Source organism: Streptomyces sp. bgisy130 (genome assembly GCF_057708345.1).
Genome location: NZ_JBYISA010000004.1, coordinates 159,192 through 174,301, shown reverse-complemented (window position 1 = coordinate 174,301; position 15,110 = coordinate 159,192). Strand labels below are relative to the sequence as shown.

Genomic DNA, 15,110 nt, shown 5'->3' with positions numbered 1-15,110 from the left:
AAAAACCCCAGGTCACGGCGAGTGAGTCCTGGGGTTAATCCGAGCCGCCTTCGGGATTCGAACCCGAGACCTACGCATTACGAGTGCGTTGCTCTGGCCAACTGAGCTAAGGCGGCGTGGTGCGCGGCCCAGTCTACACATCGTGGAGGGGTGCTCAGTAACGCGTTCATGAGCTGGTCAGAGGGCGGTGGGGGGAGAGGGGGACGGGTGTGGTGCGGGTCACTTGCAGCGTGTGCCCTTCGGGGGGACGGTGCCCTTGAGGAGGTAGTTGTTGATCGCGGTGTCGATGCACTTGCTGCCACGGCCGTAGGCGGTGTGGCCGTCGCCCTCGTAGGTGAGGAGGGTGGCGCTGGAGAGCTGGGCGGCGAGGGCCTTGGCCCAGATGTAGGGGGTGGCCGGGTCGCGGGTGGTGCCGACGACGAGGATCGGGGCGGCGCCCTTGGCCTCGATGCGGTGGGCCGTGCCGGTGGGCTTGACCGGCCAGTACGCGCAGTTCAGGGCGGCCCAGGCGAAGTTTTCGCCGAAGACCGGGGAGGCCTTGCGGAAACTGGGCAGGGCGGCGCGGACCTGGGCGGGGCCGGTGAAGGCGGGGGCGAGGTCGAGGCAGTTGACGGCGGGGTTGGCGTACATCTGGTTGGCGTAGGTGCCGTTCGGGTCGCGCTCGTAGTAGCTGTCGGAGAGCGTGAGCAGTCCGCGGCCGTTGCCGTCCGTGGTCTGGGCGAGGTATTCGCGCAGGAGCGGCCAGGCGCGCTGGTCGTACATGGCCGCGACGACGCCCGTGGTCGCGAGGGATTCGGTGAGCTTGCGCTCCTCGCCCGTGGCCACCGGATGGGCGTCCAGCTTTTTGAAGAGGGCGGAGAGCTGCCGGCCGGCGTCGTCGACGCTCTCGGTGCCGAGCGGGCAGTCCTTGTGTTTGATGCAGTCCGCGGCGAACGCCCTGAAGGCGGTGTCGAAGCCGGCGGTCTGGTTGAGGTTGACGGTGCGGGAGGCGAGCGCCGGGTTCATCGCGCCGTCCAGGACCATCCGGCCGACGCGGGAGGGGTAGAGGCCGGCGTAGGTCGCGCCGAGGAAGGTGCCGTAGGAGGCGCCCACGTAGGTGAGCTTCTTGTCGCCCAGGACGGCGCGCAGCACGTCCATGTCGCGGGCGGCCTCAATGGTGGAGACATGGCGGAGCCGTTGGCCGGCGCGGGAGGCGCAGCCCTTGGCGAAGCTGCGGTAGGCGCTGGTGAGCTTGTTGACCTCGGCCGGTGAGTCCGGGGTCACATCGAGCTGGGTGTAGCGGTCCATCTGCTTGTCGGTCAGGCACTCGACCGGTTCGCTGCGGGCCACGCCGCGGGGGTCCATCGCCACCATGTCGTAGCGCGCACGAACCGCGGCGGGCTGGGGCGCGAACTGCTGGAGGTACTCGATCGCCGAAGCGCCGGGGCCACCGGGATTGACCTGGAGGGAGCCGATCTTGCCACCGGGGCCGGTGGCTTTCTTACGGGCCACCGCGAGCTTGAGGTCGGTGTCCGCGCTGGGCTTGGAGTAGTCGAGGGGCGCCTTCATCGTGGCGCACTCGAAGCCCGCCACCCCACAGGGATGCCAGCTCAGCTTCTGGTCGTAATACGGGCGAAGGGCGGCCGGGGTGGCGGCCGGAAGGGGCGCGAGGGAGGCGGCCTCGGCGGGGCGCTGGGCGCCGGCCGTCGTTCCGCGGCCCGGGGACGCGTCACTGTCGGGGGACGAACTCCCCGAGGAGCAGCCGGAGATCAGCAGAGCGGTGGCCGCGAGGGCGGCGGCAGAGGTGCGGAGCAGGCGGCTGGTGGCCATTGGGCGGTCCCTTGGTCTCGGTCCCTGGAGCGTGTGGGTGTGGGGTGTGGAGTGCGGTGTCGGTCCTTGGGGTGTGGGGTGCGGTGGAGCCCGTACGTACTGGTGGTGCCGTATGTCGTGGTGCGGCGTGCAGGGGCGGCGTCAGCGGATGGCGGTGGCGGGTGGCGGTGGCGGGTGGCAGGTGGTCGGCGGCGCTCTCGCACGGAGAGTATCCGGCCGAGGACGTGGAGTGTGCAGCTCTTGGCGTGAAGGGTCGGACGGCCGGCGGGGCCTGGGGGTGGGTGTCGGACGGCCGGCGGGGCCGGCGCGCTGGATGGAGGTCGGACAGCCGACAGGAGCCGGCGCGGCGGCTGGCGCTCACCCCGCCCGAAGAGCCACCGTCATCGCCTCCACCGCGAGGAGCGGGGCCACATTGCGGTCCAGGGCCTCCCGGCAGGCGATGACGGCTTCTATCCGGCGGAGGGTGCGTTCGGGGGTCGAGGCGGTGGCGATGCGCTGGAGGCTGTCGCGGACCTCGTCGTTGGCGAGGGGGACCGGGGCGCCCATCTGGAGGGCGAGGACGTCGCGGTAGAAGCCGGTGAGATCGACCAGGGCCAGGTCGAGGCTGTCGCGCTGGGTACGGGTCGAGCGGCGCTTCTGCTTGTCCTGGAGTTCCTTCATGGCGCCGGCCGTGCCGCGCGGGAGCCGTCCGTTGGTGCCGGCCGCGGCGCCGAGCGCGGCGCGCAGTTCTTCGGTCTCCTTGGTGTCGACCTCCTCCGCGACCTGCTTGGCGTCCTCCCCCGCGGCGTCGATCAGCTCCTGGGCGGCCTTGAGGCAGCCGCCGATGTCGTCGACGCGGAGCGGGAGTTTGAGTACGGCCGCCCGGCGGGCGCGGGCGCGCTCGTCGGTGGCGAGGCGGCGGGCCCGGCCGATGTGCCCCTGGGTGGCGCGGGCGGCCCGGCCGGCGGCGTCCGGCTCGATGCCGTCCCGGCGGACCAGGACGTCGGCGACCGCGTCGACCGGGGGCGTACGCAGCGAGAGCAGGCGGCAGCGCGAGCGGATGGTGGGGAGGACGTCCTCCACGGAGGGGGCGCAGAGCAGCCAGACCGTACGGGGCGCGGGCTCCTCGACGGCCTTGAGGAGGACATTGCCGGCGCCTTCGGTGAGGCGGTCGGCGTCCTCCAGGACGATCACCTGCCAGCGGCCGCCGGCCGGGGAGAGCGAGGACCGGCGGACCAGGTCGCGGGTCTCCTTGACGCCGATGGACAGCAGGTCCGTACGGACGATCTCGACATCGGCGTGGGTGCCGATCAGGGCCGTGTGGCAGCCGTCGCAGAAGCCGCAGCCGGGGGCGCCGCCGAGGGCGCGGTCCGGGCTGACGCACTGAAGGGCGGCGGCGAAGGCGCGGGCCGCGGTGGAACGGCCGGAGCCGGGCGGGCCCGTGAACAGCCAGGCGTGCGTCATCTGGGAGGCGCCGCCGGGCTCAGCGGACGGCGGCTGCTCGCCGCGCGCCGACTGCGCGCCCGCCTGCTCCGCGGTGACCAGCGCGTCCGCATCGCGCGCGGCCGCGGCCAGCTGCGCCGTCACCCGGTCCTGGCCGACCACGTCGTCCCATACCGCCATCGCTGTCCGCCGTTCCTGTGCCGTTCCGTCCTGCCCGTGCCGCGCGGAGGGCGGGTGTGCCCGGCCCCGCACACCGCGCAGTGCTCCGCGCCCGACCCATTGTGGTGCAACCCACTGACAAACGAATCCGGAAGCCGGCGCCGGGCGGCCGGACGGCGCTCTCCGGAAGCGGAAAACTGCGGAAAACGGCCGTGGGCGCAGCGGGGAAGCTGCGGCCACGGCCATTCGTACGGGGGCGTCCCGGCCGGCTAGCCGCGCCGTCCCTGGCCGCCGCGACGGCCGTTCTCGCCCCTGCCGTCGTCCGCGTCCTCGTCCCCGCGCGGGCCCAGCAGCTCGTCGGCGAGCGTGGGCAGATCATCCAGCGGGGTCTCCTCCGCCCATTCGGGGCGGCGGCGGGCGCGCTGCGGGATCTCGACGGGGTGGCCCGTCGCCGGGTCGATCTGCGGGAGTTCGCGGGTGCGCTCGGCGCGCGACTCCGCGGGGGCGGACGCCGCGCCGTTCCTCCCGGCCGCCGCGTCCGGCGCCTCCTTGCGGAACATCCACGGCGGCACCCGGTCGGCGGGGTCACCGCTCCGCCCATGCTCGCCGCGCGCCTCGTCGTCCCGAACGGGCGGCAGTACGGCGGTCTCCTCGGCGTCCCGTACGGGCGGCAGCACGGAGGTCTCCTCCGCATCGCGTACGGGCGGCAGTACGGAGGTCTGCTCCGCGTCCCCGCCGGTGTCCAGGCCGTGCCAGGGGTTCTGGGTGTCCCGCACCGAGGGCAGCACCGCCGTCTCGTCCGCCGCACGGGAGGGCGCGTCGCCCGGCGTTCCGGGCCGCGGCAGGGACTCCTCGGTCCGCTCGCTGTCCGAGCCGGAACCGGACGCGGAGCCCTCGTCGGGCGTGCCCCCCAGCCGCTTCCGCAGGTCCGCGACGTAGGTCTCCGCCGTGGGCGCGTCGGCCGCCTCCGCCGCCTCGGCCGCGGCCCTGGCCTCCGCCGCCGCAGCCGCCTCGGCGGCCGCCTTCCGCGCCTCCTCGGCACGCACCAGGGCCGCCTCGGCCTTGCGCTGCTTCTCCAGGCGGCGCTCCTCGGCCTCCTTGCGCAGCCGCGCCTCTTCCTCGTGCTGCTTGCGCAGCCGCTCCTGCTCGGCCTGGCGGGCCCGTTCCTCCGCCTCGCGGCGCGCCCGCTCCGCCTCCGCGGCCTGCCGGGCCTCCTCGGCGCGCTGACGGGCCTCCTCGGCCTGGCGGGCCTCCTCGCGCGCCCGGGCCTCCTCGGCCTCGCTGCGCTTGCGCTCTTCCTCCTCGGCGCGCAGCTTGGCCAGCTGCTCCTGGCGCTCGCGCTCCAGGCGCTGCTCCTCCGCCTTGCGCGCCGCTTCCTCCTCGGCCTTGCGGCGGGCCGCTTCCTCGGCGGCCTTACGGGCCTCGGCCTGCGCCTGGAGCTCGGTCTCGGACAGCGGGAGCACCTGGTCGAGGCGGTGCCGTACGACGGTGGTGACGGCTTCCGGCTCCTGGCCGGCGTCGACGACCAGGTAGCGCGCGGGGTCGGCGGCGGCCAGTGTGAGGAAGCCGGACCGTACCCGCTCGTGGAAGGCGGCGGGCTCGGACTCCAGCCGGTCCGGTGCCTCGGTGAAGCGTTCCCGCGCGGTCTCCGGGGAGATGTCGAGCAGCACCGTCAGATGCGGCACCAGGCCGTCGGTGGCCCAGCGCGAGATCCGGGCGATCTCCGTGGGGGCGAGGTTGCGCCCGGCGCCCTGGTAGGCGACGGAGGAGTCGATGTACCGGTCGGTGATGACGACCGCACCGCGCTCCAGGGCCGGCCGGATGACGCTGTTGACGTGCTCGGCCCGGTCGGCGGCGAACATCAGCGCCTCGGCACGGTCCGAGAGCCCGGACGTCGAGACGTCCAGGATGATCGAGCGCAGCCGCTTGCCGATGGCGGTGGCGCCCGGCTCGCGGGTCACCACGACCTCGTGGCCCTTGCCGCGGATCCACTCCGCGAGCGCCTCGACCTGAGTGGACTTACCGGCGCCGTCGCCGCCTTCCAGGGCGATGAAGAAACCGGTGGGGGCGGGCGCCTGCGCCGGTTCGCCGCCGCGCAGCGCCTCCCACAGATCGCTCCGCAGCGGTACGCCCTGCCGGTCGTCGGCCTTGCCGAGCACCAGCGCGGCGACCGGCAGCAACAGCGCCCCGGCCAGCATCAGGGTGTAGGCGGCGCCGCCGTACGCGAAGTTGAAGGCACCGTCGCCGAGGTGGTGCGGGCCGATGACGGCCGCCAGAAGCGGCGCGACGATGGCGGCCACGGCGATGGAGAGCCGGACGACGGCATGCAGATGCTCGGTCGTACGGGCGGCACGGAATTCCTCGGACTCCTGGTCCAGCAGCACATGCCCCGTATTGGCCGCGATCCCGGCACTGATGCCGGCCAGCAGGGCCAGGACCAGCACCGTCGTCTGGTCCGGGACCAGGCCCATGGCCAGCAGCGCGAGGCCGGTGGCGGCCACCGCGAGGGCGAGCAGCCGGCGCCGGGAGAGCGTGGGCAGCACCCGGTGGGCGCCACGGATGCCGACGGCCGCACCGCCGGTCAGCGCGAGCACCAGCAGCGCGTAGGCGGCCGGGCCGCCGCTCAGGTCGTAGCCGTGCAGGACGGCGAGCGAGACGGCCGCGGCGAGGGCCGCCGCCACCGCGGCGCAGGCGGTCACCAGCAGCGGGATCGCGCCCGTGCGGCCCTTGTCGGCGGCCGGCCGGGCGGGGCCGCCGTCCGCCTTCTCGCCCTGGGCGGGCTGCCCGGCGGCCGCGCCCGCGGCCTTGGGGCGGCGCAGTCCCTCCAGGGGGGAGCGCGGCCGCGGCGTCGGCACACCGGGGAACTCGATGAAGTAGAGGATCGATACGGAGGCGGCGAAGAGCCCGGCGGCGACATAGGAGCCGAGCGCGGCCTGGTGCAGACGGAACCAGTCGATACCGGTGCCCAGCAGCTTGCTGACGAGCGTGCCGACCACCAGGACGGCGGCCGCGACCGGCAGCGAGACGAAGGTGGTGCGCAGCGAGAGGCGGCGCAGGGCGTCCATGTTGTCGGGCAGCGGGCGGACCGCGGCGCCCTCGGGGGGCGGGGTGGGCAGCAGCCCGGGTGCGGCGCTCTCCCGTGCGACGGTCCAGAAGCGTTCGGCGACGCCGGTGACGAAGACCGTGACCAGCAGCCAGGCCAGTGCGTTGTCCGGCGTCCAGTCGATCCAGAGGGGGGCGATGACCAGCAGCGCGAGCCGCAGCACATCCGCGCCGATCATCGTCCAGCGCCGGTCCAGCGGTCCGGCGGGTGCGGTGAGCGCGGACAGCGGGCCCAGCAGGACGGCTCCGAAGAGCAGCATCGCCAGCATCCGGGCCGCGAAGACCACGGTGACCGCGAGGGCGGCTCCCCGATAACCGCCGCCGAAGGCGGCCTCGCCGCCCAGGGGGACGTACAGCGCCGCCTGTAGGGCGAGCAGTACGAGGACAAGCATGGACAGGGCATCGCCGATGCCCCCGACAAATTGGGCGCTCCACAGTCGCTTCAGTGGGGGGAAGCGGAGCAGGGCCCGCACGGCGCGCTCGCGGGAATCCGCCGCTAGGGCGCCTGAAGTGGGGGTCACGACCGTTGGCTGCTCGGCACGCGTCATCTCGCCAGCCTATCGATACGGTGCGGCGCGTCGAGCGCCTGCCCGAACAAATGGGCGGGCACGACGGAATGTGTCCGCCTTGCCCGCCCGTGTCCTGCGGTTTCGCCGACCGGGACCGGCCGGCGGAGGCCTCAGTCCTCGGCCGACACCGCCGTCTTCTTTGCCGCCGCCGTCTTCGCGGTGGCCTTCTTGGCGGTCGTCTTCTTGGCCGTGGTCGTCTTCTTCGCCGCGGTCTTCTTGGCGGCCGTCTTCTTGGCGACCGTCTTCTTCGCGGCGGTCTTCTTGGCCGCCGTCTTCTTGGCCGGCGCCTTCTTGGCCGCCTTCTTCGCGGTCTTCTTCGCCGGCCCCTTGGCGCGCTTCTCCGCCAGCAGCTCGTAGCCCCGCTCGGCGGTGATCGTCTCGACCTCGTCGTCCCGCCGCAGCGTCGCGTTGGTCTCGCCGTCGGTGACATACGCACCGAAGCGGCCGTCCTTGACCACCACCGGCTTACCGCTCACCGGGTCCGTACCCAGCTCCTTCAGCGGCGGCTTGGCGGCGGCCCGCCCGCGCTGCTTGGGCTGGGCGTAGATCGCCAGCGCCTCCTCGACGGTGATCGAGAAGAGCTGCTCCTCGGTCTCCAGGGAGCGCGAGTCGGTGCCCTTCTTCAGATACGGGCCGTAGCGGCCGTTCTGCGCGGTGATCTCCACGCCCTCGGCATCGGTGCCGACGACGCGCGGCAGCGACATCAGCTTGAGCGCGTCCGCCAGCGTCACCGTGTCCAGGGCCATCGACTTGAAGAGCGAGGCGGTACGCGGCTTGACCGCGTTCTTGCCGGTCTTCGGGGTGCCCTCGGGCAGGATCTCGGTGACGTACGGGCCGTAGCGGCCGTCCTTGGCGACGATCTGGTGGCCGCTGTCCGGGTCCATCCCCAGCTCGAAGTCGCCGCTCGGCTTGGCCAGCAGCTCCTCCGCGTAGTCCACGGTCAGCTCGTCGGGCGCCAGGTCGTCGGGGACGTCGGCGCGCTGGTGGCCCTCGGCGTCCTTCTCGCCGCGCTCCACATACGGGCCGTAGCGGCCGACCCGCAGCTTGATGTCGTCGCTGACCGGGAAGGACGAGATCTCCCGGGCGTCGATCGCGCCGAGGTCGGTGACCAGCTCCTTGAGCCCGCCGAGGTGGTCGCCGTCGCCGTTGCCGGCGTCCGCGGCACCGCCCTCGCCGTGGCCCTCGCCGAAGTAGAAGCGCCGCAGCCACGGCACGGACTGCGCCTCACCACGGGCGATGCGGTCGAGGTCGTCCTCCATCTTGGCGGTGAAGCTGTAGTCGACCAGCCGGCCGAAGTGCTTCTCCAGGAGGTTGACCACCGCGAACGACAGGAAGGAGGGGACGAGCGCGGTGCCCTTCTTGAAGACATAGCCGCGGTCGAGGATCGTGCCGATGATCGACGCATAGGTCGACGGTCGCCCGATCTCCCGCTCTTCCAGCTCCTTGACCAGCGTGGCCTCGGTGTAGCGGGCGGGCGGCTTGGTGGCGTGCCCGTCGGCGGTGATCTCCCGCGCGGCCAGCGCATCGCCCTCGGCGACCTGCGGCAGCCGGCGCTCGCGGTCGTCGAGCTCGGCGTTCGGGTCGTCGGCGCCCTCCACGTAGGCCTTCAGGAAGCCGTGGAAGGTGATGGTCTTGCCGGACGCGCTGAACTCGGCGTCCCGGCCGTCGCTGGCTCGGCCACCGATCTTGACCGTGACGGAGTTACCGGTCGCGTCCTTCATCTGGGAGGCGACGGTCCGCTTCCAGATCAGCTCGTAGAGCCTGAACTGGTCGCCGGTCAGCCCCGTCTCCGCCGGGGTGCGGAAGCGGTCGCCGGACGGGCGGATCGCCTCGTGCGCCTCCTGGGCGTTCTTGACCTTGCCGGCGTAGGTGCGCGGCTTGTCCGGCAGGTAGTTCGCGCCGTACAGATGCGTCACCTGCGCCCGGGCCGCGGCGACCGCGGTGTCCGAGAGCGTGGTGGAGTCCGTACGCATATAGGTGATGAAGCCGTTCTCGTACAGCTTCTGCGCCACCTGCATGGTGGCCTTGGCGCCGAAGCCGAGCTTGCGGCTGGCCTCCTGCTGGAGGGTGGTCGTACGGAACGGGGCGTACGGGGAGCGGCGGTAGGGCTTGGACTCGACCGAGCGCACCGCGAAGTCGGTGTTCTCCAGGGCGGCGGCGAGCGCGCGGGCGTTCGCCTCGTCCAGATGGAGCACATCGTTCTTGAGCTGCCCGTTGGAACCGAAGTCACGGCCCTGGGCGATACGGCGGCCGTCGACGGTGTTCAGCCGCGCGGTCAGCGTCGAGGGGTCGCTGGCGTCCCCGGCCCGGCCGGTGGCGAAGGTGCCGGTCAGGTCCCAGTACTCGGCGGAGCGGAAGGCGATGCGCTCGCGCTCCCGCTCGACGACGAGACGGGTCGCGACGGACTGCACCCGGCCGGCCGACAGCCGCGGCATGACCTTCTTCCACAGGACCGGCGAGACCTCGTAGCCGTAGAGGCGGTCGAGGATACGGCGGGTCTCCTGGGCGTCGACCAGCTTCTGGTTCAGATCGCGCGGATTGGCCACGGCCTCGCGGATCGCGTCCTTGGTGATCTCGTGGAAGACCATCCGGTGGACGGGGACCTTGGGCTTGAGGATCTCCTGGAGGTGCCAGGCGATGGCCTCGCCCTCGCGGTCCTCATCTGTGGCGAGATAGAGCTCATCGGACTCGGCCAGCAGCTCCTTGAGCTTCTTGACCTGGTCCTTCTTGTCACTGTTGACGACGTAGATCGGCTGGAACTCGGCGTCGACATTCACGCCGAGGCGGGCCCAGGGCTCGCCCTTGTACTTCGCCGGGACCTCTGCGGCGCCGTTCGGCAGGTCGCGGATGTGTCCGACGCTGGCCTCGACCACGTAGCCAGGGCCGAGGTAGCCCTTGATCGTCTTCGCCTTGGCAGGCGACTCGACGATGACGAGTCGGCGGCCGCCGCCGTCTGTGGTCTCGCTGGTCGGGGACAACTTCGCTCTTCTCTCCGGTCGACGCTGGGACTGCTCCCCGGCCGGACGCCGGGACGCACTGCGGTGACGCTTGACGCTGCGGAGTGTGACGGTACCTCCCGGCCCCGTGTCAAACGGAAAAACCCCGCAACGCCACTCGAACGGTAACCCGACTACATGCCTTCATGCCGCCCGGACCGCATCAGGCGCCCGCCACGGGCCCCGGGGACGGCCCTATGGATCATGACGGGGCCGTTCTGTTCCCCGGTGTCCACGCCGGCCGTTCCCCGCGCGCCGCAGCCCCGGCACCTTCGGTGATTCCACACAGTGACGGACCCCCGACAGTTCCTCGCCCGCCCGGGGCCGCACACCGCGCCGTCCGCCGGCCGGCGACTGTCACAAGGCTTCGCCGGATGCTGTCATTGCCTTGATACAGCACGTGAGCGGGCTGGCAGGATGGACACGGCACGGCTCGCCGTTCGAGCCGGGTACTGCCGTCGTCACGCACACTCGGGGGGAACACCACCCATGGCCAACCAGCACCCCGGACCGCCTCCGGAACAGCCGCCCGGCCAGCCCGGTCAGAACCCTTACGCCACGCCGGAGAGCGGCCGGCCCGCCGACCCCGGTTACGGCTATCCGCAGGGCGGCCGTCCCGGGGAGCCCGGATACGGCTATCCCCAGCCGCCCGCGCCGCCGCAGCCGCAGCCTGGTTACGGCTTTCCGCAGGACGCCGCCCAGCCGGCGCAGCCGCCCGGATTCCCGCCGGGTGTGCCGCCGCAGCCGGCGCCCGGCGGCTTCCAGCCCGGGGCCCAGCCCGGCGGGATGGCGCTGTCGCTCGGCGATATCGCGGTGACCGGCGACACGGTCATGACGCCGGCCGGGCCGATGCCGCTCCGGGGCGCGGTGTGGACGGCGACCGATATGTCGCGGACGGAGGAGAAGATTCCGGCACATGCGGTCGTCCTCGCCATCGTCTTCTTCCTCTTCTGCCTGCTCGGGCTGCTCTTCCTCATGATGAAGGAGCGGGTGACGACCGGGTTCGTACAGGTCACGGTGAACAGCGGCGGCCGGCACCACTCCACGATGATCCCGGTGCAGTCCCGCGAGCAGGTGATGTTCGTGCTCAACCAGGTCAACTACGCCCGCTCGCTGAGCGTGTGAGCACCGGGGAGTCCTGGGGCCCCGCCGAACCCGTGGGCCCCTCCGGGACGGCGGTCCGGACGCGCACCCTCCGCCGGGCCGCGGTCACGCTCGGCATCGGCGCGGCGGCCGCCGTCTATCTCTGGCACACAAATCCGCACCAGCCGGGGCAGCTGCTGATCCCCTGCCCCTTCAAATGGGCCACCGGGCTGCTGTGCCCGCTGTGCGGCGGGACCCGGATGGCGTATGACCTGATGCACGGCGAGGTGGTGACGGCCTTCCACGACAACGCCGTGCTGCTCACGCTGGGCGGGCCGGTGGTGGCCTACGCCGTCGGGCGCTGGCTGGTCGCCGGCCTCCGCGGCCGGGTGTACCGGCCCCGGCTGTCGGGCCGCGGCAACGCCGTGGTGCTCGGCATCGCCGCCGTATGGATGCTCGCCCGCAATCTCGTCGGCTGAGGCTCGAAGGTGACACGCCACAGGGCGGCCTGACGGTCCGGACCGCGGCCGGACCGTCAGGCGCCCGTGCGTCGTGTCAGGGCGTCAGCACCTCGACGCGTCAGTGCCTCGACGCGTCAGCACCTCAACCCGTCAGCGCCTCAGCGCACGGTGACCGTGACCACCGGCGAGACGGTGCTGCCGGTGGCCATGCGGAGCTGGTTGACGCCCTTGATGCCGAGCTTGACCCGCACCGCGTACGCACCGCTGGAGTTGACCGGCGTCTGCGCGGGCAGCGAGACCCACTTCGTGCCCTGCTTCTGCTGGACGGTGAGCTTGGTGCCGGCCTTGATGCCCTTGGCGACGCCGGTGATCCGGAACTGCTCCCAGGCCTTGACCGTGGTCACGCTGGCCTTGGCCGTCAGGCTGGCGGCGGCCGGAGCGGTGGCCACGGTCGGCGCGGACGTGTGCAGGTCCTGCGGTGCGGCGAAGGCCGCGGCGGAGCCGCCGGCGAGCAGGGAGACGGCGATGACGCCGACGGTGGCGAAGCGGAGTGCACGGTTCATTGGGTTCCTCCCCGAGGGGCCGGCCCAGGGGCCGACCGGCCTGTTGGTGACCTTCACTGAGGGAGATGCCCCGATGGCACCGAAAAGTTCCCGCGTACCGGCACACACCGGCCATTTATGACAGAACTGGCCGGAAGTGAACGGAACGCCTTCCGGCGGCAGTTGAGGACGGTCCCGCCACGAGGGTGCCGAAACGGCGGGCGGCAGGCCGACGGGGGATGGGGCGATGGGCAGCGCGGGCGGCTACAACGCCATCAGCAGCCAACAGCCGGTGGCCAGGAACACCACCCCGGACAGCAGCGCCGTCACCGCGGCGACCGGACGGCTGACACCTTCGGCGACCGGGGAACCGGTCCGCGCGCACACGCCCGTCCACACCAGAAGTCCGGCGCCGAACAGCGCGAACGCCACACCGGCGAATGCCTCGGGTCCACTCTCCATGCGGGCAGCGTGGCACCCCGGGGCGGCATCCCGGCGAACGCCGGATGAACGACGCCGGTATGTCGCCCGCCGCTCCCCCGTCCGCATCAGCCGCCCGTATCAGCCGTCCACGTCAGCCACCCGCGTCAGCCGTGCACGGCCACCGGCTCCAGGAACCCCTGCTCGACCAGCATCCGGATCGAGGCCGGGGTACGGTCCCGCAGCAGGACCGGGTCCTCGCCGACGAGTTGGGCAATGGCGTCCAGAATCCGCCCGGCAGGCAGGGTGCCGTCACACACCCCGGCGAAGCCCGCGCCGACCGTGTCGACCTTCGTGGCGCGCCGCATACCGCGGTTCTGACGCAGCACCACATGCTCCGGGTCCTCCGCCCCGGGCAGCCCGACCTGCTCCTGGACCACCTCGTCGGCGAGCCTGAAGTGGCCGGCCAGCAGCGCCGCGTCGTCCGTGGTCCGCAGATAGTCCTGGCGGTCGAAGTGCGCCACGACCGCCTCCCCCAGCGGCTGCTCGACCGGATGCGGCCATTCCTCGACGGTGACGGAGGAGGTCTCCGAACCGGACTTGCGCAGCGTGATCCAGCCGAAGCCGATGGCCTTGGTCCCGCGCGCCTCGAACTCGTCGAGCCAGGCGTCGTAGCGCGCGGCGTATTCCTCCTCGCCCGCCCGGTGGTCGCCCGCGTCGCGCAGCCACAGCTCGGCGTACTGGGTGATGTCCTGCACCTCGCGCTGCACGATCCAGGCATCACAGCCACGCGGCACCCAGGACCGCAGCCGGTCCTGCCACTCCTCGCCGGCCACATGCTGCCAATTGGCCAGCAGCTGGCAGTAGCCGCCGTCGTTGAGATACGCGGCGGACTGCTGGACCAGCGTCCGGCAGAGGTCGTCGCCGCCCATGCCGCCGTCCCGGTAGGTGAGTCGGGCGCCGGGGGAGATCACGAACGGCGGGTTGGACACGATCAGGTCGTACGTCTCGTCACCGACCGGCTCAAACAGCGAGCCCTCCCGCAGGTCCGCCGCCTCCGCCCCGGAGAGCGCCAGCGTCAGCGCGGTGATCCGCAGCGCCCGGGGGTTGAGGTCGGTGGCCGTGACGCGGGTGGCGTACTGGGCGGCGTGCAGCGCCTGGATGCCGGAGCCGGTGCCGAGGTCGAGCGCCCTGCCGACCGGGCGGCGCACGGTGATCCCGGCCAGGGTCGTGGACGCCCCGCCGACGCCGAGCACCAGCTCCGCGCGGTCCGCCTCCCCGACGCCCCGGATACCGCCGGCCCCGCCGACCGCACAGCCCAGGTCGGAGACGATCCACCAGTCCTGCCCCTCGGGGCCGCCGTACGGCCGCACGTCCACACTGGCGCGCAGCTCGTCGCCGTCCTCCACCAGCCAGCCGTCGGCGAGACAGTCCGCGACCGGCAGCGCGGCCTGCGCGCGCCGCCGCTCCACCGGGCGCTGGAGCAGGAACAGCCGCACCAGGGTCTCCAGCGGGCTGTCACCGCGCGTCGCCCGCAGGGCGGGGACGGTCTCGCTGCGGGCCAGCGCGGCATAGGCGGGTGCGCCGAGCAGCTCCAGCAGCCCGTCGGCGGTGAAGGCGGCGGCCAGCAGCGCCTCGCGCAGCCGGGCGGTACGGGCGTTGCTCTCGGGGTCCTGGGCATCTGCGGTGGGGAGGTGCGTACTCACGCCCACCATTGTCGGCCCTGCCACTGACAAACGGCGACGGCCCGGCGCCACGCCCGCTCCGGGCGCGTCGCCGGGCCGTCCGAGCCGTTGCCGGTCCGCGGCCACCGCGGCTGCCCGGCCCGTCCGACTCCCGTGCCCGCTACGACTTCTTGGACTGTGTCGGCGCCGGGGAACCGGACGCGGCGGGGTTCTGACAGCCCTTCTGGGCGGCCATCGCCGTGCCGACCTCACCGGCCTCCAGGTTCTTGAAGGCGGCCTCGCTCTGCTTGTTGAGCTTGTTGATGCCGCTGGACAGGTCGCGCAGACCGTCCGCGAACTTCAGCTTGTCCGAGGTGTCGAGGCTGTCGACCTGCTTCTGGAGGTCCGCGTAGCCCTTGGACAGCGAGTTGAGCTCCTTGACGGCGTTCTGCTGGGCCTGCTTGCCCTGGTCGGTCGGCGGGGGCCCGGCCTTCTCCAGGGACTTGGCCAGCGAGGCGTAGGCGCCGGAAATCTTCTGGAAGGCGGCAGAGTCGGTCTGCTGGACCTTCTTGGAGTCCGTGCTGCCGTTGTCGGCCGTCTGCATGGCGCCGTTGGCATCCTGGATCTTCTTGAACTGGGCCTGCGCAGGGTCGCAGAAACTCTTCGCCCAGTCATTGAGCTTCTTGTTGCTGTCGTCGCTGCAACCGGTCAGCGCGAGCACCAGTGCGGCACCGCCGGACAGTGCAGCCACAAGCTTCTTGTTCACCGGATTGGTCCCTTCCATGGCTCTCGGCCCCGGAACATACACGCCGAAACGGCCTGGCCCACCGGTCGGGCATCCCGCCCTGCCCTCATTGCAGCCATTTGCACCAAGGACCGCAGG

Annotated in this window: 10 protein-coding genes and 1 tRNA gene; 2 read left to right on the top strand and 9 right to left on the bottom strand. The window is 72.3% G+C overall.

The genetic code is table 11. The features are described from left to right. Positions 1-42 precede the first annotated feature (42 nt). From AC3EUV_RS08145 to topA, 5 genes are all read right to left on the bottom strand, one after another. Positions 43-116: transfer RNA gene (locus AC3EUV_RS08145), tRNA-Thr, on the bottom strand. A gap of 103 nt (positions 117-219) precedes the next feature. Further along, positions 220-1,809: an alpha/beta hydrolase gene (locus AC3EUV_RS08140; RefSeq protein ID WP_432140290.1), complete on the bottom strand. Its 1,590-nt coding sequence runs from the start codon at positions 1,807-1,809 to the stop codon at positions 220-222. A gap of 357 nt (positions 1,810-2,166) precedes the next feature. Next, a complete protein-coding gene (locus tag AC3EUV_RS08135) occupies positions 2,167-3,411 on the bottom strand; it encodes a DNA polymerase III subunit delta' (protein ID WP_432140291.1) in 1,245 nt (414 codons plus the stop codon). A 248-nt stretch (positions 3,412-3,659) separates the two neighbouring features. Then, a complete protein-coding gene (gene tmk / locus AC3EUV_RS08130; protein ID WP_435602523.1) occupies positions 3,660-7,040 on the bottom strand; it encodes a dTMP kinase in 3,381 nt (1,126 codons plus the stop codon). A gap of 131 nt (positions 7,041-7,171) precedes the next feature. Next, a complete protein-coding gene (topA, locus tag AC3EUV_RS08125) occupies positions 7,172-10,039 on the bottom strand; it encodes a type I DNA topoisomerase (RefSeq protein WP_435602522.1) in 2,868 nt (955 codons plus the stop codon). Between the two features lie 507 nt (positions 10,040-10,546). On the opposite strand from topA, the gene AC3EUV_RS08120 reads away from it, so the two are divergent. Both AC3EUV_RS08120 and AC3EUV_RS08115 read left to right on the top strand, forming a co-directional pair. After that, a complete protein-coding gene (locus AC3EUV_RS08120; RefSeq protein ID WP_435602521.1) occupies positions 10,547-11,182 on the top strand; it encodes a hypothetical protein in 636 nt (211 codons plus the stop codon). Beyond that, positions 11,179-11,619 carry a DUF2752 domain-containing protein gene (locus AC3EUV_RS08115; RefSeq protein ID WP_435602520.1) on the top strand — a complete coding sequence of 147 codons (441 nt, stop codon included), beginning with the start codon at positions 11,179-11,181 and terminating at the stop codon, positions 11,617-11,619. The genes AC3EUV_RS08120 and AC3EUV_RS08115 overlap by 4 nt, the downstream gene beginning before the upstream one ends. A gap of 140 nt (positions 11,620-11,759) precedes the next feature. Here AC3EUV_RS08115 and AC3EUV_RS08110 read toward each other — a convergent pair whose 3' ends face one another. The 4 genes from AC3EUV_RS08110 to AC3EUV_RS08095 all read right to left on the bottom strand — a co-directional run bounded on the left by AC3EUV_RS08110 (position 11,760) and on the right by AC3EUV_RS08095 (position 14,993). After that, positions 11,760-12,164 carry a hypothetical protein gene (locus AC3EUV_RS08110; protein ID WP_432140296.1) on the bottom strand — a complete coding sequence of 135 codons (405 nt, stop codon included), beginning with the start codon at positions 12,162-12,164 and terminating at the stop codon, positions 11,760-11,762. Between the two features lie 243 nt (positions 12,165-12,407). Continuing rightward, positions 12,408-12,605 (bottom strand): hypothetical protein, encoded by a 198-nt coding sequence (locus AC3EUV_RS08105; protein WP_432140297.1) that lies wholly within the window; start codon positions 12,603-12,605, stop codon positions 12,408-12,410. 125 nt (positions 12,606-12,730) lie between these two features. Next, positions 12,731-14,278, bottom strand: coding sequence for a DUF7059 domain-containing protein (locus AC3EUV_RS08100; RefSeq protein ID WP_432140463.1), 1,548 nt, complete (start codon positions 14,276-14,278; stop codon positions 12,731-12,733). 130 nt (positions 14,279-14,408) lie between these two features. Beyond that, positions 14,409-14,993, bottom strand: coding sequence for a small secreted protein (locus tag AC3EUV_RS08095; protein WP_432140298.1), 585 nt, complete (start codon positions 14,991-14,993; stop codon positions 14,409-14,411). Positions 14,994-15,110: the final 117 nt, after the last annotated feature.